Origin of the sequence: Tropicimonas marinistellae (assembly GCF_001509585.1) — a bacterium.
In the GTDB taxonomy this organism is placed as follows: Bacteria; Pseudomonadota; Alphaproteobacteria; order Rhodobacterales; family Rhodobacteraceae; genus Tropicimonas; species Tropicimonas marinistellae.
This window is the reverse complement of sequence record NZ_LNCI01000019.1, coordinates 24,386-43,780: the sequence shown is the minus strand read 5'-3', so window position 1 is coordinate 43,780 and position 19,395 is coordinate 24,386. Positions and strand designations below refer to the sequence as shown.

At 62.7% G+C, this 19,395-nt stretch carries 18 protein-coding genes; 9 read left to right on the top strand and 9 right to left on the bottom strand.

What is annotated here, in order from left to right; genetic code table 11:
- Positions 1-59: 59 nt before the first annotated feature.
- From ARC39_RS24285 to ARC39_RS24275, 3 genes are all read right to left on the bottom strand, one after another.
- On the bottom strand, positions 60-737 hold the full coding sequence (locus ARC39_RS24285; protein ID WP_068119161.1) for a CPBP family intramembrane glutamic endopeptidase: 678 nt from the start codon (positions 735-737) through the stop codon (positions 60-62).
- Positions 738-901: 164 nt separating this feature from the next.
- Complete coding sequence (locus ARC39_RS24280; protein ID WP_201455802.1) at positions 902-2,224, bottom strand: HAMP domain-containing sensor histidine kinase; 1,323 nt, start codon at positions 2,222-2,224, stop codon at positions 902-904.
- Entirely contained in the window at positions 2,193-2,879 is a 687-nt protein-coding gene (locus tag ARC39_RS24275) for a response regulator (protein WP_068119192.1), read from the bottom strand. Before ARC39_RS24275 ends, ARC39_RS24280 begins: the two co-directional genes overlap by 32 nt.
- A gap of 224 nt (positions 2,880-3,103) precedes the next feature.
- Here ARC39_RS24275 and ARC39_RS24270 point away from each other — a divergent pair, with 224 nt between their 5' ends.
- From ARC39_RS24270 to ARC39_RS24260, 3 genes are read left to right on the top strand one after another with little or no spacing between them, the layout of a single operon-like run.
- Positions 3,104-4,309 carry an HlyD family efflux transporter periplasmic adaptor subunit gene (locus ARC39_RS24270; protein WP_068119157.1) on the top strand — a complete coding sequence of 402 codons (1,206 nt, stop codon included), beginning with the start codon at positions 3,104-3,106 and terminating at the stop codon, positions 4,307-4,309.
- Entirely contained in the window at positions 4,306-5,481 is a 1,176-nt protein-coding gene (devC, locus tag ARC39_RS24265; protein ID WP_068119154.1) for an ABC transporter permease DevC, read from the top strand. The genes ARC39_RS24270 and devC overlap by 4 nt, the downstream gene beginning before the upstream one ends.
- Complete coding sequence (locus ARC39_RS24260) at positions 5,481-6,170, top strand: ATP-binding cassette domain-containing protein (protein WP_068119152.1); 690 nt, start codon at positions 5,481-5,483, stop codon at positions 6,168-6,170. Before devC ends, ARC39_RS24260 begins: the two co-directional genes overlap by 1 nt.
- A 375-nt stretch (positions 6,171-6,545) precedes the next feature.
- Here ARC39_RS24260 and clpB read toward each other — a convergent pair whose 3' ends face one another.
- From clpB to ARC39_RS24245, 3 genes are all read right to left on the bottom strand, one after another.
- On the bottom strand, positions 6,546-9,161 hold the full coding sequence (clpB, locus tag ARC39_RS24255) for an ATP-dependent chaperone ClpB (RefSeq protein ID WP_068119149.1): 2,616 nt from the start codon (positions 9,159-9,161) through the stop codon (positions 6,546-6,548).
- Between the two features lie 194 nt (positions 9,162-9,355).
- Positions 9,356-10,441, bottom strand: coding sequence for a polyamine ABC transporter substrate-binding protein (locus ARC39_RS24250; RefSeq protein ID WP_068119146.1), 1,086 nt, complete (start codon positions 10,439-10,441; stop codon positions 9,356-9,358).
- Between the two features lie 114 nt (positions 10,442-10,555).
- Positions 10,556-12,130: a bifunctional metallophosphatase/5'-nucleotidase gene (locus ARC39_RS24245; protein ID WP_068119143.1), complete on the bottom strand. Its 1,575-nt coding sequence runs from the start codon at positions 12,128-12,130 to the stop codon at positions 10,556-10,558.
- Positions 12,131-12,291: 161 nt separating this feature from the next.
- On the opposite strand from ARC39_RS24245, the gene ARC39_RS24240 reads away from it, so the two are divergent.
- The 3 genes from ARC39_RS24240 (at position 12,292) to ARC39_RS24230 (ending at position 14,168) form a co-directional block, all read left to right on the top strand.
- Complete coding sequence (locus ARC39_RS24240; protein ID WP_068119140.1) at positions 12,292-12,630, top strand: DUF952 domain-containing protein; 339 nt, start codon at positions 12,292-12,294, stop codon at positions 12,628-12,630.
- Positions 12,627-13,673, top strand: coding sequence for a quinone-dependent dihydroorotate dehydrogenase (locus ARC39_RS24235; RefSeq protein WP_068119138.1), 1,047 nt, complete (start codon positions 12,627-12,629; stop codon positions 13,671-13,673). Before ARC39_RS24240 ends, ARC39_RS24235 begins: the two co-directional genes overlap by 4 nt.
- Positions 13,674-13,826: 153 nt before the next feature.
- Positions 13,827-14,168 carry a nuclear transport factor 2 family protein gene (locus ARC39_RS24230; protein ID WP_068119135.1) on the top strand — a complete coding sequence of 114 codons (342 nt, stop codon included), beginning with the start codon at positions 13,827-13,829 and terminating at the stop codon, positions 14,166-14,168.
- 18 nt (positions 14,169-14,186) lie between these two features.
- Here the strand turns inward: ARC39_RS24230 and ARC39_RS24225 are convergent, their stop codons facing one another.
- From ARC39_RS24225 to ARC39_RS24215, 3 genes are read right to left on the bottom strand one after another with little or no spacing between them, the layout of a single operon-like run.
- Positions 14,187-15,509, bottom strand: coding sequence for an MATE family efflux transporter (locus ARC39_RS24225; RefSeq protein ID WP_438273279.1), 1,323 nt, complete (start codon positions 15,507-15,509; stop codon positions 14,187-14,189).
- A 1-nt stretch (position 15,510) separates the two neighbouring features.
- Positions 15,511-16,017, bottom strand: coding sequence for a PaaI family thioesterase (locus ARC39_RS24220; RefSeq protein ID WP_068119188.1), 507 nt, complete (start codon positions 16,015-16,017; stop codon positions 15,511-15,513).
- Positions 16,017-16,451, bottom strand: a complete 435-nt coding sequence (locus ARC39_RS24215) for a PaaI family thioesterase (RefSeq protein ID WP_068119129.1) — start codon at positions 16,449-16,451, stop codon at positions 16,017-16,019. Before ARC39_RS24215 ends, ARC39_RS24220 begins: the two co-directional genes overlap by 1 nt.
- A gap of 145 nt (positions 16,452-16,596) precedes the next feature.
- Between ARC39_RS24215 and ARC39_RS24210 the strand changes: the two genes are divergently transcribed.
- From ARC39_RS24210 to ARC39_RS24200, 3 genes are all read left to right on the top strand, one after another.
- Positions 16,597-16,965: a MerR family transcriptional regulator gene (locus tag ARC39_RS24210; RefSeq protein ID WP_068119185.1), complete on the top strand. Its 369-nt coding sequence runs from the start codon at positions 16,597-16,599 to the stop codon at positions 16,963-16,965.
- A 215-nt stretch (positions 16,966-17,180) separates the two neighbouring features.
- Positions 17,181-17,579, top strand: coding sequence for a MerR family transcriptional regulator (locus tag ARC39_RS24205; RefSeq protein WP_068119126.1), 399 nt, complete (start codon positions 17,181-17,183; stop codon positions 17,577-17,579).
- A gap of 33 nt (positions 17,580-17,612) precedes the next feature.
- Positions 17,613-19,391, top strand: coding sequence for an acyl-CoA dehydrogenase C-terminal domain-containing protein (locus ARC39_RS24200; RefSeq protein WP_068119124.1), 1,779 nt, complete (start codon positions 17,613-17,615; stop codon positions 19,389-19,391).
- Positions 19,392-19,395 lie beyond the last annotated feature (4 nt).

Sequence of the window (19,395 nt, the reverse complement as noted above, 5' to 3'; positions counted from 1 at the left end):
ATTGGTGGAGGAATGTGAAGCACGATCAAGGCACATTTCCTGACGCACCCCGTGGTCTTTCAGAATGGCCGCACAATGGTTCCCGTGTAGAAAAACATGCCTGTCCCGATGGTGAACAGGATATTTCCCGCGACCGCATGCAGGACCACCGCCAACGGGAAGGACCCGCGCGCCTTGTAGGCCCAGGCAAAGACCAGCCCGCCGGCAAAAGTCATCGTCCAGACGACCCAGTTCCAATAGAGAAGATGCGCCAAGGAAAAGACCGCCGCGTTCAAAATCAGTGCGGCAGGTTGCGACGGCAGGATCGGATCGTAGCGGCGAAAGAACAGCGGGCGGAACACGATCTCTTGCGGGAGTGCAGACAGGATCGGGTAGAGCGCCATGATCGCCAGCCAGACCCAGGGATTCATGCGGTAGACCACCAGAAACGCGTCTGGCAGCAATGCGATCTGAATTGTCCAGGACACCGCGACGGTGATGAATGTGAAGATCGCCACGATCCGCCACTCGATATGCCTCCAGTCATGCGTCAGGTCACTCCAGCGAAAGCCTGGGGTTATGTGCAACAGGATCGCTCCCAGCAGCGTGACGGCAAGCAAGACGGAAAGCATTGCGGATGGCGGCAGAAATACCGCCAGAATGACCGGAACGACCACATAGAGCGCCAGGAACTCGGCCCGAAGCAACATACGCCGCTGACTGTCGGGTCCTGCTGTCTTGTGGCCCGCAGAAACCATCCGTCACACCTCAATGTGCCCGTCTGGGCATTTCAATCAACGCGGGCGAAGGCCCGCAGAGGCTTATATAGCAAGGCGGGCGTAAATGGCGGTAAAGGTATTGTAAAATTGCGTAAAACTGCCTGCGAACCCTCTACCTTGGTTGCTCGGACCGTCGTTCGGTTTCAGACCTCGTCGGCCTTGGGGCGCGGCATTGATGGACACCGGGGAATCTCCAATGTGATCGCCAAACCGCCGCTCTCTGGCAGTTCCGCGGACACGCGACCACCATGTCGTTCGACAGCCTGTCTCGCGATCGCCAATCCAAGCCCGTAGCCTCCTTGCGGCACGGCGTCAGAGCCACGGGAGAATGGCTGGAAGATCCTGTCCAACTCGTCGTCCCCGACGCCCGGCCCCTGATCCACGACACGCATAGTCAACCGATCGGCGTCCGCCTCGCATTGCACGGCTACCCGGGAATTCTCGGCAGTATACCTCGTGGCGTTTCGGATGACGTTTTCCAGCGCGCGATAGACCTGTTCACCGTCCACATCGGCAATGAAGGACCCCTCGATATCGGTCGTAATGGACACCCCTCGTCCCTGTGCTTCGAAGGACGCATCCGCGAGGATGTCGTTGAGTATCTCGATCACATCCAGCCTCTGGGTCTGAAAAGGATCGTCGGAGCCAGCCGTCATCCGGGCGAGCACAAGCACCTCGCCGACCAGCGCATCGAGCCGTTCGACCTCCCGGTCCATCCGGTCGAGCATGGAGGCCAGCTTTGCCGGGTTCTTCCGCAGGATGCCTGTGACTGCCTGAAGCCGGGACAGGGGCGAGCGCAACTCGTGCGACACGTCGTGAAAGAGGCGCTGCTGCGCGTCCTGGTGCTCCTGAAGCCGCTTGGCCGTCGTGTCGAAATCGCTGGCGAGCGCGGCGATCTCGTCCTTCCGCGTGGCCATGCTGTCGCCGATGCGGGTGTCGAAACGGCCCTGCGCAAGCGCGCTGAGTCCATCGCGAAGGCGCTCGACCGGGTTGACGAGATAGCGGGCGAGGAAAACTGCCGCCATCAGGCTCGACAACAGAACCGCCAGGATCAGCATGATCGGCGCAAACCGGCTCGACACCAGGCCCTCGGGACTCGCCACCGAAATGCGGTAGCATGCGCCTTCGTACGGGACGAGCCGGACATACTGTGCCGGCTCGGCCGTACAGGCCTCTCGCGCCGAAAGGCTCATGACCTCAAGCCCCAGCGGCTGGGCGTTTTCGCTGTTCGCGGCAAAGCGTATGGCTGCGGCTTCTCCGTCCTCGACCAGTATGGCTTCAGCCAAATCGAGAAGGATCTCCCGCTTCTGAAGCTCCAGTTGCGTGATCTGCGGCGCCGCCTGAAACGCGTCTAACACAAGAGCCATCGCCGCGACGGAGCCAAGGACCGTCAGCCAGATGATCGTGAGGAACTTGCGGAACAGCCTCGGCATATCAATCCAGAAGTAGCTGGTAGCCTTGGCCACGGACGGACTGGATCTGCGATTGTCCGTCCTCTCTCAGGCCAAGCTTGTGGCGCACGCTGCTCAAATGCACGTCAATGCGGCGATCGAACGGGGTCAGCGGCTTTCCGAAAGCCCGTTTCGAGATGTCCTGCTTGGACACGAGCTGGCCCGCATCGCGCGCAAGGACCTCGAGCAGGCTGAATTCGGTGCCTGTCAGATCGAGCGGCGTCCCATCCCATTCGGCGGTCCGGGTGCCCGGGTAGAGCACCAGACGGCCCGCCCGCACCGGCGCGTTGCTTCCGCGTCCTGCCGGCTGTTTCGTGCGCCGCAGGATCGCGCGCACCCGGGCGGCAAGTTCGCCCGGAGAGCAGGGTTTCGGCACATAGTCGTCGGCACCAAGGTCCAGGCCGGAAATCCGGTCGACGTCATCGCCACGGGCCGTCAGCATCAATACGGGAACCTGGCTCTGCTTCCGGATCCTCTGAAGCACTTCGATCCCGTTCATGCGCGGCATCATGATGTCGAGCACGATCAGGTCGACCGTATTGGCCGCCGCCGCCGAGATGGCGGCTCGCCCGTCCGACGCCGTCGAAACGTCGTAGCCTTCTTCTGAAAGATACTCCTGGAGCAGGGTCGTCAACTCGACGTCGTCATCGACAAGGAGAACCTTGGTCACCGGTCTCATCCTCTCTTCACTCGGCCAATCCATACCGCACGGAGCGCGCAAGGCGGCGTAATTTTACCCAACTTTACACAAGCTTGACCGCACTTGACATTCGGAGGGTTAGGTTGGGCTCAAGACGATCTGAACAGCACCCGAGGCCTCGCCATGACCGTGATCCGCCTTGCGCGCCCGTCGGGCAAGATCGTGGTGGGAAACTCCAGTAGAGACGGCCGCACATGAAACATGATCCATCGCTTCCGCTCTCAGACACTGGCACGCCGACTGCCGTGAATACTCCGGCACCCGGTCAGACGCGGCCAGATCTCTATCATCGGTTCAAGCTGTGGCGGGTCCCGTTGCTGGTCGCATTCCTCGGCGCCGGTGCGCTGGCAGGCATGTATTTCGAACCGCCAGCGCTGCGGGCATTGCTTGGCGTTGCCGGGCTTGAGACCGGAACCGAAGGCCGGCCATCCGTCGTCGAGCCCGCCCTGCCGCCTGCCGCGACGCCCGAGGCGCCTTCGAACGTCACGGCTCTGGGGCGGTTGATCCCGGAAGGGGACGTCGTGCGACTGGCGGTTCCCTTTGGCGCCGGAGACGCCCGTGTCGCACGGATACTGGTTGCGGAGGGTGAGCTCGTGGAAACTGGGCAGCCAATCGCCGAGTTGGACAGTCTTCCGCAATACCTCGCGGCCGTCACAGCGGCTCAGGCAAATGTTGCTGCAAAGGAAGCGGCTCTTGTGCAAGCGCGGGCGGCGGTGGAGGCCGCGCTGGCCGAAGCGCAGGCAAACTACGACCGGGCGGCCTCTATCACCGAGTTGACCGAGGAAGAGGCTGCACGGCAGCGTGATCTCTTCGAGCGGGGCGTGTCGACCCAGGCGGCACTCGACCGGGCCGAGGCCCTGTCGGTACAGGCCGCCCGTGACCTCGACCGGGCCGCAGCCCAGCTCGCGCGGCAGCGTGGTGGCGAGGCGCAGCCTGATGTCGTGCTCGCAGCCCGGCAGCTGGATGTTGCGCGGGCCGATCTCGCCCTGGCCGAAAGCGATCTTGCCCGCGGACAGGTCCTGGCGCCGCAACCCGGTCGTATCCTGTCGCTTCATGTACGTGTGGGAGAGAAGCCCGACACGGCCGGGATCGCGACGCTGGGGACCACCGAGCGGATGGAAGCGGAACTGGAGGTGTACCAGACCGATATTGCCCGCGTGGCACATGGACTGGCCGTCTCGCTATCGAGCCCCGCGCTGCCTGCGCCACTGACCGGCAAAGTTACGCGGATCGGGTTGGAGGTCGAGCGCCAGTCGATCCTGTCCGCAGACCCGGCGGCGAATACCGATGCCCGGATTGTGCGGGTCACGGTCGCTCTCGACGCCGGTTCCTCGGAGCGCGCGGCGGCTCTGACCGGCCTGGAAGTCACCGGACGTATCGAAGTGGAAGCAGAGCCGTGACGCGCCTGCTTGCCGCACTCCTGGGGCGATTGCCCATCGGCTGGTTGCAACTGACCCATAACCGAGGGCGGATGATAGCGGCGCTGGCCGGGGTGGCCTTCGCCAATGTCCTCGTCCTGGTCCAGCTTGGCATCCTGGGGGCGCTGAATGGCACCGTTGCCATCGCCTATGCGCCTTTCGAGGCGGATATCTTCATTTCCTCCTCGGATGCCAACACGCTGACGGACGGCTCCCCGCTGTCGCGGCGGGTGCTTTTCCGGGCGCTTTCCGACCCGCAGGTCGAGGCCGCCGCTCCCCTGTATCTTGCCAACGTGGACTGGACGCGCCACGACGGCTCCATCGCAACGATGATCGTCTATGGTCTCCCCGTCGAGGCTCAGGCTTTTGCCGGCAGCTTCATCCGGGAGGCGCTGCCCAGCCTCGCCATGCCCGATACCGCGCTGATCGACAGAGGCACGCGGGCGGCCGATTCCGAGGCATTGTCGCGCGTCTCGCCAGAAGCGCCGCTTCAGTTCGAGGTGAACGGCCGGACGATTACCGCGACGGGCAATTTCGATCTGGGCGGCAGCTTTTCGGCCGACGGGTCACTGGCGGTGTCCGACCAGACCTTCCTGCGGCTGTTCCCGAGCAGGATCTCCGGCACTCCGTCGCACATTCTCGTCGATGTCTCGGACGGGGCAGAGTCCACGGCGGTCGTCGCCAGGCTGGCCGAGCGGTTATCCCCGGAGCCGGTAAAGGTACGGACACTGGAGACTGCCAAGGCGGATGACCTGACCTACCAGCTGACACAGCGGCCCACCGGGGTCATCTTCGGCTTCAGCGTGGCGATGGCCGTGGTGATCGGGCTTGTCATCGTCTACCAGGTACTGTCCACCGATGTTGCCGACCACCTGTCGGAATACGCGACCTTCAAGGCAATGGGTTATCCGCACCGATTCTTCCTCGGCATCGTTCTGGAAGAATCCGTCGTTCTCGGCCTGATCGGCTTCCTCCCCGGGCTGATCGTGGCGGTCGGCCTCTACCAGTTCGTTGCCGGTCTGACGGGCCTGCCGATAGAAATGACCATCGCACGGGCAACGAGTGTCTTTTCCGGGACGATCCTTGCCTGTGCGGCCTCCGGCACCTTTGCGGCCCGGCGCCTGCGCGCAGCCGACCCGGCGGAGTTGTTCTGATGTCGCCGATTGTGGTGGAATGCTTGAATCACTGGTTCGGAGCGGGAGAGGTCCGCAAACAGGCGATCTATGACGTCTCACTGGAGGTGGATCGTGGCAGCCTGACTATCCTGATGGGGCCCTCCGGCTCAGGCAAGACGACACTGCTCACGCTCATGGGCTGCCTGCGGGAGGTGCAGGATGGTTCCGTGCGCCTTTTCGGGGCCGAATTGAAGGGCGCGGGCATTCAAACGCTCGAGGCGATGCGACGGCGGCTCGGCTTCATATTCCAGGCCCACAACCTGCATGAAAGCCTGACTGCCAGGCAGAACGTTCTGGCCGGTTTGCAGGTTCACGGACGGGGCGATCCTGCCCGGCACAACGTGGCGGTGGAGCACATGCTTCGCCTCGTCGGCCTCGGCGACCGGATCGACTATCTCCCCGGCAACCTTTCCGGTGGACAAAAACAGCGCGTCGCCATTGCGCGAGCGCTGGTGTCGAACCCCGAGGTCGTTTTCGCCGACGAACCCACCGCCGCGCTGGACCACGATTCCGGCATGGCTGTCGTTCGGATGCTGAAGACGCTTGGCCAGGAGCGCGGGACGACGACCGTGATGGTTACCCATGACAATCGTATTCTCGATCTTGCCGACCGGATAATGACGTTGGAGGACGGCCGGATCGTGGGCGATCAGAGGAAGACGCCGTAGTTCGAACCTTCCTGGGATCGAAACCACATCAAAAAGCCAACCGGTATCCGCCAGTTGTAGCCGGAGCAACAAGCCGTCGGCACCGACAAACAAAGCTCCATGGATCAAAGCTGACCGTAGAACGCGCAGCGGCGAATGGCCGATGTACGCCCTGGTTGATGAATGCTGTTTCCTGAAGCGGCTGAGTTTCGTGCCGGCACCGAGGTTTCGGAAGGCCTGCAAACCAGACCATGCAGCCAATCGTATCCCCGTTTTACCAAATTATCTTAACGAGGGGTAAATCCGCCCCCGCAACCCATTGAAATCATTGATACGGGAAAATGTCTCACGATGAGACAGGGCGGGGGAGGTCCCCCGCCCCGAGTTCTAACGGCCTCAGTGGACCACCGCGTCCTGGGGCGGCTGCCGGTTGGTGGAGCCCAGGCGGTCGCCGACGATCAGCCCGTCCGCCCCGGCCGAGACGTGCACGGTCGCCCCCTCGGCCACGTCGCCCGCGAGGATCATCTCCGCCAGCTCGTCCTGCAGCGCCTTCTGGATCACCCGTTTCAGCGGCCGGGCCCCGAAGACCGGGTCGTAGCCCTCGTCCGCGAGCCAGGTCTGTGCCGCCTCGTCGAGCTCCAGCGTGATCCCGCGCCGCTCCAGCCGATTGCCGAGGAGCCGGAGCTGGATCCGCACGATCCCGTCCATATCGCTCCGGCTGAGCCGGTCGAAGATGATGATCTCATCCAGCCGGTTCAGGAACTCCGGCCGGAAATGCGCCTTCACCGCGTCCATCACGTCCCGCTTGGCCTCCGAGGCATCCGCCCCGTCCGGCAGCCGGCTCAGCGCCTGCGCCCCGAGGTTCGAGGTCAGCACGATCAGCGTCTGCTTGAAGTCCACCGTCCGGCCCTGTCCGTCGGTGAGCACACCATCGTCCAGCACCTGAAGCAGCACGTTGAAGACATCCGGATGCGCCTTCTCCACCTCGTCAAAAAGCACCACCTGGTAGGGCCGGCGACGCACCGCCTCGGTCAGCACACCGCCCTCGTCGTAGCCCACGTAGCCCGGAGGCGCGCCGATCAGCCGGGCCACAGAGTGCTTCTCCATGAACTCCGACATGTCGATGCGCACCATCGCGCTGTCGTCGTCGAACAGGAATTCCGCCAGCGCCTTGGTCAGCTCCGTCTTGCCGACGCCCGTGGGTCCTAGGAACAGGAAGGAGCCCAGCGGCCGCCCCTCCTCGTTGAGCCCGGCGCGTGCCCGCCGCACGGCGTTCGAAACCGCCGTCACCGCTTGCCGCTGGCCGATCACCCGCTTGCCGATCTCCTCTTCCATGCGCAGGAGCTTCTCGCGCTCTCCTTCCAGCATCTTCGTCGTGGGAATCCCCGTCCAGCGCTCGACCACCTCGGCAATCTGTTCCGGCCGGACGGCTTCTTCGACCATGACATCGTCCTCGGAGCTCTCGGCGTCGGCTAGCTGCTTCTCCAGTCCCGGGATAATCCCGTAGGAAAGCTCGCCAGCCTTGGCGAGGTTGCCCTCGCGCTTGGCGATGTCGAGTTCCGCCCGCGCCTGATCCAGCTGTTCCTTCAGATCGCGCGCCGTGTCGAGCTTGTCCCGCTCGGATTGCCAGCGAGCCGTCATCTCGGCCGAACGTTGCTGCAGGTTCGAAAGCTCTTCTTCGAGCTTCTCCAACCGATCCTTGGAGGCCTGATCGTCCTCCTTTTTCAATGCCTCCGCTTCGATCTGCTTTTGGAGGATCTCACGGTCGAGCGCGTCGAGTTCCTCCGGCTTGGAATCGACCGCCATGCGCAACCGGCTCGCGGCTTCGTCCATCAGGTCGATGGCCTTGTCGGGCAGGAAACGGTCAGTGATATAGCGATGTGACAGCGTCGAGGCAGCCACCAGCGCGGAATCGGAGATCCGCACACCGTGGTGCAACTCGTACTTCTCCTTGATCCCGCGCAGGATGGAGATCGTATCCTCGACTGTCGGCTCCTCGACCATCACGGGCTGGAACCTACGGGCAAGGGCTGCGTCCTTTTCCACATGCTTGCGGTATTCGTCGAGCGTCGTCGCTCCCACGCAGTGCAACTCCCCGCGCGCCAACGCCGGCTTCAGCAGGTTGGAGGCATCCATCGCCCCGTCCGCCTTGCCCGCACCCACCAGCGTGTGCATCTCGTCGATGAAGAGGATGATCTCACCAGCGGCGGCCGTGATCTCGCTCAGCACCGCCTTCAACCGTTCCTCAAACTCGCCGCGATACTTCGCGCCGGCAATGAGCGACCCCATGTCCAGCGCCATCAGAACCTTGTTGCGCAGGCTTTCCGGCACATCGCCGTTGACAATGCGAAGCGCCAGCCCCTCGGCAATGGCGGTCTTGCCCACGCCGGGCTCGCCGATCAGGACGGGATTGTTTTTCGTCCGCCGGCTGAGCACCTGCATGGTGCGCCGAATCTCGTCGTCGCGTCCGATGATCGGGTCGATCTTGCCTTCACGTGCCGCCGCTGTCAGGTCGCGGGCATATTTTTTGAGGGCGTCATAGCCTTCTTCGGCGCTCGCCGTGTCCGCCGTACGCCCCTTGCGCACGTCGTTGATCGCCGTGTTGAGCCCCTGCGCCGTGACTGCGCCTGCTTCCAGCGCTTCCTTCGCGCCGGACCGCACAACCGCTAGCGCGGTCAGAATGCGCTCGACCGGTACGAAGCTGTCGCCGGCCTTGGTGGCGATCTTCTCCGCCTCGTCGAGCACCCGCGCCAGCTTCGGATCGAGATAGACCTGCGCGCCGTCCCCCGACACTTTCGGTATCTTGGCGAGCGCCGCGTCCACGGCGTCGACCACGCGCTCGGGCGATCCGCCAGAGCGCCGGATCAGGTTGCTCGCAAGCCCCTCTTCGTCATCCATGAAAGCCTTCAGCAGATGCTCGGGCACAAGCCTCTGGTGCTCTTCTCGCATCGCGATGGTCTGCGCGGCCTGAAGGAACCCGCGCGACCGCTCCGTGAACTTCTCCATGTCCATCGGTAACTCCTTTTTCCAAGCGCCCGCAGGAGATTTCGCCGCCCGCCCGGCGGCACGGCGATGTCGCGGGCCTCGGATGCGATATGGGAGCGGCGCCGCACGGCCGCAATCCCCACTGTCACATTTTTCACACAGATTGCCGCGCCTAGAGCGAACCAAATGGCATGACTAGCGGAGCAGCGCCCTGCCCCGAGCTACGTTCCGGACTTGATCTTCGTCCAAAGGCGCGTACCGAGCCGCTGGGTCTTCGGATCCCAGCCATCGAAGACCCAGAGCGTGTTCATCGTCTCCTCACCAGGATAGATAGCCGGATCTCCGATCACGTCATCGGCTAGAAATCTCTGCGCCGGCAGGTTGCCGTTGGCGTAGTAGACGTAGTTCGACACAGCGGCAATGTTCTCAGGCTCAAGCATGAAGTTCAGGAATGCATGAGCGGCATCGGGATGCGGGGCGTCCGCGGGAATTGCCATCTGGTCGAACCACATCGCCGAGCCCTCCCGAAACGGGTTGTAGGCGATCTCCACGCCATTGCCGGCCTCGTCTGCGCGGTCCCGCGCCTGCAGAATGTCGCCTGACCACCCTACCGCGATACAGATCTCGCCGTTGGCCAGCGCGGTGATGTACTCGGATGAGTGGAACTTGCGCACGAAGGGACGGACGGCCGTCAATACCTCTTCCGCCTTGGCGAAGGCGGCTTTGTCCGTCGAATTCGGGTCCAGCCCGGCGTAATTCATCGCGGCCGGAATCATCTCCACCGGCGCATCGAGGAAGTAGACCCCGCACTGGCTGAGCTTTTCCATGTTCGCAGGGTCGAACACCAACGCCAGGGAATCGAACGGCGCATCCTCACCCAGGACCTCGATCACCTTCTCCACATTGGCACCGACCCCGGTCGTTCCCCAGAGGTAATTGATCGAATAGGCGTTCTCTGGATCGAACTCGGCGGTGCGGCTGGCGATGAGATCCCATTGGTTGCCTGCGTTCGGCAATTTCGCCGGATCGAGTTTCTGAAAGGCACCGGCCTGGATCTGCCGCCGCAGGAAACTGTCGGATGGGACAACGACGTCGTAGCCAGAACTTCCGGCCAGCAGTTTCGTTTCCAGCACCTCGTTGGAATCGAAGACGTCGTAGATCACCTTGATCCCGGTTTCGGCTTCGAACGCTTCGAGCAGGCCCTCGTCGATGTAGTCAGACCAGTTGTAGACCCGCACTTCCTCGGCAAATCCGCCGGCGGCGGCGAAACAAAGTGCAAATGAAAGAGTCCAAACGCTGGGTTTCATGGCAGATGACTCGCTTGAGGAAGCTGCGCTACGAAGGCTGGGGCGTTGCGCGCGCCAGTAATTGCGAAGCGCCGAACCTTGTCGGCGCTTCGCTTGTTCCAAGGGTGCTCGCCGTCAGTTGACGGTGGCAATCCGTCCGTCGACGTAGGGCGTGTAGGGCCCTGTCTTGGCAAGGTATTCCGCCGTTACATCGGCCAGGTCCGGCCCGAAGTCGTAGGCGTTCTCGGCATCCGTGAACATCCCGTAGCCGTCGCCACCGCCGCGAACGAAGTTGTTTGAGACAACGTAATAGCTCGCCGATGGATCAAGCGGCATCCACGCGTCACCATCCTGAACCTGCACCTCGGCGATGCGCGCACCCGGTTCGGCTGCGGGATCCCAGGTGAATTTCAAGCCGGCGACCTGCGGGAAGCGCCCTGCCCCTTCTTCCACCTGGCTCACGCCGTTCTCCAGCGCGTCCACAAGCGTTTGGCCAGACACTTCGAAAGTCGAGAGCGTATTCTGGAAGGGCAGCACAGTCAGCACCTCACCCATGGTCACCTCGCCCGCGTCAATCGAGGCACGCAATCCGCCGCCGTTGGCGATGGCGATCTGTACGCCCTGATCCTTCACGCGGTCGAGCATCGCATCGGCAACAAGATTGCCCATGGCGCATTCCATTGCGCGGCAGACGTCCCGACTGCCCTCGATGGCCTCCGCCGTCTCGGCCACCACCTTGTTGCGGATCTCGTCCAGCGGCTGCGAGAGTTCCACGATGCGCTCGACCGTCGGCGCGTCCTCTGCAACTGACGAATCCATGATGAGCGGCTCGCCCACAGCCTCGGTGACCTTGCCCTCGTCATCGAATGTCACGTTCAACTCGCCCAGGAATTTGCCGTAGGCATAGGCTTGGACGATGGCCGTGTCGCCCACCATCGTGGGGTAGGGTCCGGCGGCCTTGTCGGAGACGTTTGACAGGTAGGTATTCGAGTGTCCGCCGACGATGACATCCACGCCGGTGGTCTTGTTGGCCACCCACAGGTCCACGTGATAGCCGGAATGGCTGAGTACGATGATCTTGTCGACCCCCTCGGCGGTCAGCTTGTCGACCTCGCCCTGCACCGCGTCTGCGGGATCGGTGAAGATGACGTTCGGACCGGGGCTCGCGAGCTCGTCGGTGTTCTGTGGTGTCAGACCGATCAGGCCAAGCTTCTCGCCGCCGCGTTCGATAACGGTGGATTTCATCAACACATCCGCCAGGGCAGGCTCGCCGCTGACGTCCGCGTTAGACATGAGGACCGGGAAATCGACGGAATCCATGAAGCCGCGCAGGACTTCTGGACCGTCGTCGAACTCGTGGTTCCCAACGGTCATCGCGTCGTATTCGAGCTTGTTCATGAACTCGGCGGCCATCTTGCCCTTGTAGTATGTATAGAACAGCGTGCCCTGGAATTGGTCGCCACCGTCAAACAGAACAGCGTTGTTGGATCGCGCCCGCGCGTCGGCGATGGCCGTCACCAGCCGCGCGGTGCCCCCGAAACACTTGCCTTCGGCGTTGTCCTCAGATGAACAGCCGGAATCGTACTTCGAAATCGGCTCGAACCGGGCATGGAAGTCATTGGTGTGTAGAATTGTCAGGCTGTAGTCGGCAGCAACCGGACCGGCAAGCAGTGCAGTGGCGGCGGCCGTGGCCAGGAAACGAACGGGCATTTGGATTCTCCGTGTATTGATACATGACAGAGTGTCGTTGGTTGCGCTCCGGGTCAAACCCTCTGACTCGCAAATGCGCAGCGTCAAGCTCCGTCACCCCGTCTGCGGCGCCACAATGCGCCCGACTTGACCGCGACTTCGCAAGCGGGCACAGGTCGGGCATGCTGGTATTCAAGATATTCCGCCGCCCCGAATGGGAGGCCTTTCGGACCGAGGGCAGGACGCTGGGTGCTCCGGTCGATCTCGCCGACGGGTTCATCCACTTTTCGACCGCAGCGCAGGTCGCGGAAACGGCAGCTAAGCACTTTGGCGAAGAGAGCGATCTTGTTCTGGTTGCACTGGAAGTCGACCGCATGGGACCCGCACTCAAATGGGAACCGTCGCGCGGCGGCGCGCTGTTTCCACACCTCTACCGCGCGCTCGTGATGGCGGATGTCGTCTGGGACAAATCCCTTCCGCTTGGGGCAACCGGACATATCTTTCCCGAGGGCGTGGTATGAGTTGGGTCGAACGCATCGGGATGGCGGCCTTTCACCGGATGGACCCGGAGCTTGCGCACGGTCTTTCACTCAAGGCCCTGAATGCAGGGCTCGCGCGGCTTCCCGGCCCCATCACATCGGCCCGGCTGCGGACGCGGGTGGCAGGGCTCGACCTGCCGAACCCGGTGGGGCTCGCAGCAGGCCTCGACAAGAACGCAATCGCCCTCGGAGCACTGGCCAAAGCGGGGTTCGGCTTCCTGGAAGTCGGTGCCACGACCCCGCGACCACAGCCGGGCAACCCGAAGCCGCGGCTGTTTCGCCTGCCGGAGGACCGCGCGGTCATCAACCGGTTCGGCTTCAACAACGACGGCATGACCGCCATGGCGGCACGCCTGGAAAACCGCCCCCCCGATGCGGTCGTCGGGCTCAATCTCGGGGCGAACAAGGACAGTGCGGACCGCGCCGCCGATTTCGCGCAAGTGTTGGAAACCTGCGGGCCGCGGTTGGATTTCGCCACTGTCAACGTTTCCTCCCCCAATACCGAGAACCTCCGCGACCTTCAGGGCAAGGCCGCGCTTGAGGCACTATTGCGGGGTGTTCTGACCGTGCGGGACGGACTCGACCGGCCGATTCCGATATTCGTGAAGATTGCCCCCGATCTGAGCGACGCCGAAATCGCGGATGTCGCCACCGTTGCCGGACAGGTCGGCATCGACGGGATCATCGCGACGAACACGACGCTCGCTCGCGACGGTCTGAAGAGTGACCTTGCGCACGAAAAGGGCGGTTTGTCCGGGGTGCCGCTGTTCGAGAAATCCACGGCGGTTCTTGCCAGGCTTCGCACGGAGACGGCCGGTACCATTCCCCTGATCGGCGTGGGAGGAATCGCATCCGGTGCCGATGCCTATGCCAAGATCCGCGCCGGCGCATCTGCTGTTCAGCTCTACTCGGCGCTCGTTTATGGCGGCATCGGTCTCGTGGCCCAGATCGTCGCGGATCTCGACACCAGACTGGCACAAGACGGTTTTGCAAGCGTCTCAGAGGCGGTCGGCACGGCCCCCTGACGCGGCACGGCGGCACGGCATCGGCTTCCCATCGGTAAACTCCGGAGTCGGTGTTCGCCTCCCGGCGTGGTATCCTGTCTGGGTCACCAAGGCGTTAGCTTTCGTGGCCAATCTCCGTGAAGAGCGAGACTCAACGAAATCCGGGAGGACACCATGTCACTATTCGAAAAGATCCAGGCGGCGCGGCAGAACAAGGACACTCAAGCCTATGCAGACCTCATGGCGGAGGATTGCGTTTTCGTACGGCACCAAAGCGGTACGCAAATGAAGAAGCCGGAAATCAAGGCGCTTCTTGACAACATGCTCGGTGGCGGCGGCAGCTTTGGCAAGGAGCGTTGCATCTACGAGAACGACGATATCCTCGTGGTTCATTCGATCAACGACTATCCCGACGGGTCCAGAGAAGCCGTCATGGGGGTGTATCTGCTCAAAGACGGCAAGATCGCCCGCTTCGAGACTGGCGCGACCCCGCTTCCGGCCACCGCACCGGCCTGATCCATGGCTGCGCCGCCGTCACGCGCGGGCGGCGGCGTTTTCCAGCGACGGATAGCGTGCGCCGAGCGTCACGCCTCTTGCAAGAAACGAGATCACAAGCGCAGCCCAGAGCCCGTGATTCCCGAAGGCCGGCATGAGCAGTGCGAGCGCCACGGCATATACGGCCGCCGAAACGACCATCATGTTGCGCATGTCGCGCGACCTGGTTGCGCCGATGAAGATGCCATCGAGCATCCACGCCGGTCCGCCGACAATCGGCACCGCGATCATCCACGGCAGATAGAGGCGAGCCTCCGCACGCACGCTTTCTGACGTGGTCATCACGTCCACAATGGCGGCACCAGCGAAAGCAAACACAGCGGCCAGCACAATGCCGCTTCCGATCCCCCATTGCCCGGTTCTGATAGCGCCGAGCCGCAACCGGTCACGCCGCCGCGCACCCGTGGCCTGTGCCACCAACGCCTCGGCCGCAAAGGCGAATCCGTCCATGGCAAATGCCGTGACCTCCAGGAATTGAAGGAGCACCTGATTGGCGGCGAGGGTCACATCTCCGAAATCCGCGCCATAAAACAGGAATGACACAAAGATCGCTTGCAACAGCAAGGAACGGACCAGGATATCGGCATTGACCGATGCCATGTGGGTCAATCGTTCCCGATTGAATATCCGGGGCCAGTCTCGCCATGCGACCGTGGAGAACGCATCGCGGCAGAGCCAAAGCCCGAGCGCCGCCCCAGACCACTCGGCAAGAAATGTGGCGATCGCGACGCCTTCGACGCCCCAGTCGAATTGCAGCACGAAGAGCAGATCGAGCAGGATGTTGATGGAGTTCATCACCAGTTGGAGCACAAGCACAGATCGCGTCCGCTCCAGCGCAATCAACCATCCCGTCAGGCCATAGACGGCAATGGCCGCAGGTGCCGACCAGATGCGGATTCCGACATACCGGCGCGCCAGTTCCTCCACCTCCGCAGAGGCCGGAGACAGGTAGAAAGCACCGGCAAAAACCGCGGGCTGCAACAGAATGAGCGCCAGCCCGGCGGCCCCCGCCACAATCAGGGCACGGGTGAGAAGTGCGGAGACCTCACCGGTGTTGCCGGCACCATGAGCCTGTCCGACCAGGCCGGTCGTGCCCATGCGCAGGAATCCGAACACCCAATAAACCGTTGCGAGGATGATCGCGCCGATCCCGACCGCCCCGATGGGCGCCGCCTCGCCCATCTGGCCCACAACGCCGGTGTCGACCAGACCGAGGATCGGCACCGTCGCATTCGACAGAACTATTGGCAAAGCCACGGCGAGGATGCGCCGATGCGTGATCGGCGCGGACGCGGCGGTCACGTCATCCACGGGAGGGCATGAGAAAATGACCTGTGGCCTGCGCAAAAGGCCGGGCGCGATTGTCCTGCCATGCTTCCACGTGAACGCTGGCATAGCGGCGGCCCGACCGGTTCACCCTCGCGCGTGCGTAGGCATCCCTTGGGAGGCCGGTGCGCAGATAGTCCACGGTCAGATCGATGGTTTTAGGCAGCTTCGGAAGGCGCTCCGGGCTGATCGTCGCCGGATCGACTGCGCCACTTTCGATCTCTTCCCAGAGGATCGACCACCCCAGCCCGATAATTGCGGTCACCTCGAGAAAGGACGCGGTCGCGCCACCGTGGAGGGCCGGCAGGTCCGGATTACCGATGTGAGCACCTTTGAAGGGAAGAAGCGCCGTGAGCTCGTCGCCGCGCCGGTCGAATTCGATGCCGAGGAACGAGATATACGGCACCCCCCGTACCAATGCGTCCAATGCTCGGTCGCGACGTTCCTTTACAACCTGGACCGGCTCCGGCGGCGACCGGCCGATCATGTGTCGATCCCCTGCTTCTGAAACGTGAACGCACCCACGGCGGAGGCTACCGGAATTGCGTCAGGCTCGTCGGAATCGGTTGCGTTCGCACGCACGAAGGCAACTGTCCGGGTCGTGTGATAGCAAATCGCCGTGCAGATAATGCGCGCGCCAGGCGTTGCCGCACGCATGTAGTCGATCCGCAAGTCTATCGTTGCTGTAACACCCGAACCGTCCGGCAAGGATATGACAGACGCACCACACGTCGTATCCATCAATGCCGAGACCGCACCACCATGAATGACGCCCGTGCGCGGATCCCCGATCAGCCGCGTGTCATAGGGCATGGAGATCACCGCGCGACCGTTTTCGATCTCCTCCAATTGCATCCCCAACGCCTGCGAGAATGGGAGCGCGTCGATAAGCTCGCGTCCGGCTATCGCGTTATTCATGCCAACACCTTACGATCCGTTTACCCACGCGGTTATCAGGTGCCGCGCGGTGTCACGCAAGTACGCGATGGGCGGCGATCAAGCATTGATCACGGCGCTCAGGAACCTTACCCTCAGGTCAACGAAAGCCACGACGGGGACCGAAGTGTCCGACACCCCACTGAGTTTCAAGCAAATGTGCGCGAAGTTCGACGTAACGCCGCGAACATTGCGGTACTACGAGTATATCGAGTTGCTTCAACCCGAAAAGGAGGGGCGCACGCGGTGGTACCACCCCCGCGAGGTTGCCCGAATGACACTCATCTTGCGCGGCCGGCGATTCGGTTTCAGCCTCGAAGAGATTCGGCAATGGCTGTTGATCTACGAAGAGGAAGGGACGCGCCCGCAGCTGGATGCCTGGATCGATATGGCCGACCGGCAGTTGTCGGCCCTGCGGCGCCAGCAGTCCGACCTCGCCGAGACCATCGCCGATCTCCAGGTACTTCGCGACGAGACAGCCCAAACCCTAACGTGATGACGGCGATACCGACACCTTGCACCGAACAACTCAACCATTGTTCCAAAGCGATTTGGACGTTGGCGGGCGGTTGGTCGGTCCGCTTCGCCCCAGACGAACGAATAATCGTGACGCAGCGTTTAACTTACGCGCACGTCAACTAGTGATGTAGGAGACCTCGAACGCAAACCGGGGTCAAAACGAAAATCCGCGGACCGCGGAGAGGAAAGACAATGACCGAAGACCTTATGACAATCCGGGAAATGTGCGACGCCTTCGAGGTGACTCCGCGCACATTGCGTTTCTACGAGGCCAAGGAACTGCTGTTCCCGATCCGGCAGGGTACAAGACGGCTCTTCACCCGTCGCGACCGCGCCAGATTGAAGCTGATCCTGCGAGGAAAACGCTTCGGATTCAGCCTGGAAGAAATCCGGCAGCTCCTCGACCTCTACGACATCGGCGACCATCAGGTGACGCAGCTTTCCAAGACTTACGAGCTGGCCACCCAACGCCTGGCAGACATGGAACGTCAGAGGGCCGAGCTCGACGAAGCGATCGTCGAACTCAAGGAGCAGCTTGCCTGGGGCAAGCAACAACTCGATTCACTGACCTCCACGGAAGCCGCACAGTAGACATCATGACATCCCCAGGGAGGAGACGCCCAGATGCCAAGCTACACGGCCCCCGTGAACGACATTCAATTTGTCCTGCACGCGTTGCTTGACGCGCCAAGCCAGGACATTCCCGGTTATTCCGAACTGGACGCGGACTTCACTGCGGCCGTGCTGGAAGAGGCTGGCAAGATTGCCGGAAACGTGCTTGCGCCGCTGAACGCGGTGGGCGACCGGGAGGGCTGTGTGCTCGAAAACGGCGTGGTACGCACGCCGACCGGCTTCAAGGATGCCTTCGACCAGATGAAAGAGGGCGGCTGGACCGCGCTCGACTGCGATCCGGAGTTTGGCGGACAGGGAATGCCGGTGCTGCTGGGCACCGCGGTGGGAGAACTTTTCTCAGGCGCCAACCAGTCGTTCACCATGTACCAGGGGCTGACCCACGGTGCCTATTCGGCGATCCACGCCCATGGCACCGAGGCGCAAAAAGCCAAGTGGCTGCCCAGGATGGTGAGCTGCGACTGGACCGGCACGATGAACCTGACCGAGCCGCATTGCGGCACGGACCTCGGCCTCATGCGCACCAAGGCAGTGCCACAGGACGACGGAAGCTACAGGATCACCGGCCAGAAGATCTTTATCTCCGCCGGCGATCACGACATGTCCGCGAATGTCGTGCACCTGGTACTTGCCAAGATCCCCGGCGGACCCGAGGGCATCAAGGGTGTCTCCCTCTTCATCGTTCCCAAGTTCCTTGTCGATGACGAGGGCACCATCGGCGCTCGCAACGGCGTCTCGGTCGGCAAGCTCGAAGAGAAGATGGGCATTCATGGCAATTCGACCTGTGTCATGAACTACGACGAGGCCGAGGGCTACCTGCTCGGCAGCGAGCACAAGGGCATGCGGGCGATGTTCACGATGATGAACGAAGCCCGCCTCGGTGTTGCAATGCAAGGTATGGCGCAGGCGGAGGCGGCCTATCAGAACGCCGTGATCTACGCCAAGGACAGATTGCAAGGCCGCGCCGTGACCGGCGCCGAAAACCCCGACGGACCCGCGGACCCGCTGATCGTGCATCCTGATGTGCGCCGCAACCTGATGGATCAGAAGTCGTTCGTCGAAGGTGCACGGGCGTTCATGCTTTGGGGCGCAAACCTGCTGGACCGGTCGCATCGCATGAATGATGCTGAGGCCGAGGGGCTGGTCTCACTTCTTACCCCGGTCCTGAAGGGGTTCCTGACGGACAAGGGCTTTGAATGTGCGGTCGCCGCGCAGCAGGTCTATGGCGGCCACGGATACATCGAGGAATGGGGCATGTCGCAATTCGCACGCGATGCCCGCATTACCCAGATCTACGAAGGCGCCAATGGTGTGCAGGCGCTGGACCTGGTTGGCCGAAAGCTCGCGGCCGACGGTGGCAAGCACGTGATGGGTTTCTTCGAACTGGTGAAAGCCTTCATCAAGGAAAACGAAGGCGACGAGGCACTCAAGGCCGATTTCCTGGAACCGCTGAAATCCGCCAGCAAGGATCTGCAGGCCGCGGGTATGTTCTTCATGCAGCACGGGATGAAGAACCCCAATGCAGCGCTCTCGGGTTCCTACGATTTCATGCACCTCTTCGGTCATGTCTGTCTCGGCCTGATGTGGGCCCGCATGGCGAAGGCGGCCTCGACCGCACTTGCATCGCAAACCGGCGACGCAGCGTTCTACGAGACGAAACTGGCGACCGGGCGCTACTATATGGCACGGCAACTGCCGGCAACGAAGATGCATCTCGCCCGTATCGAAAGCGGCGCTGCACCGGTCATGGCCCTGTCGGCCGCGGCTTTCTGAGACG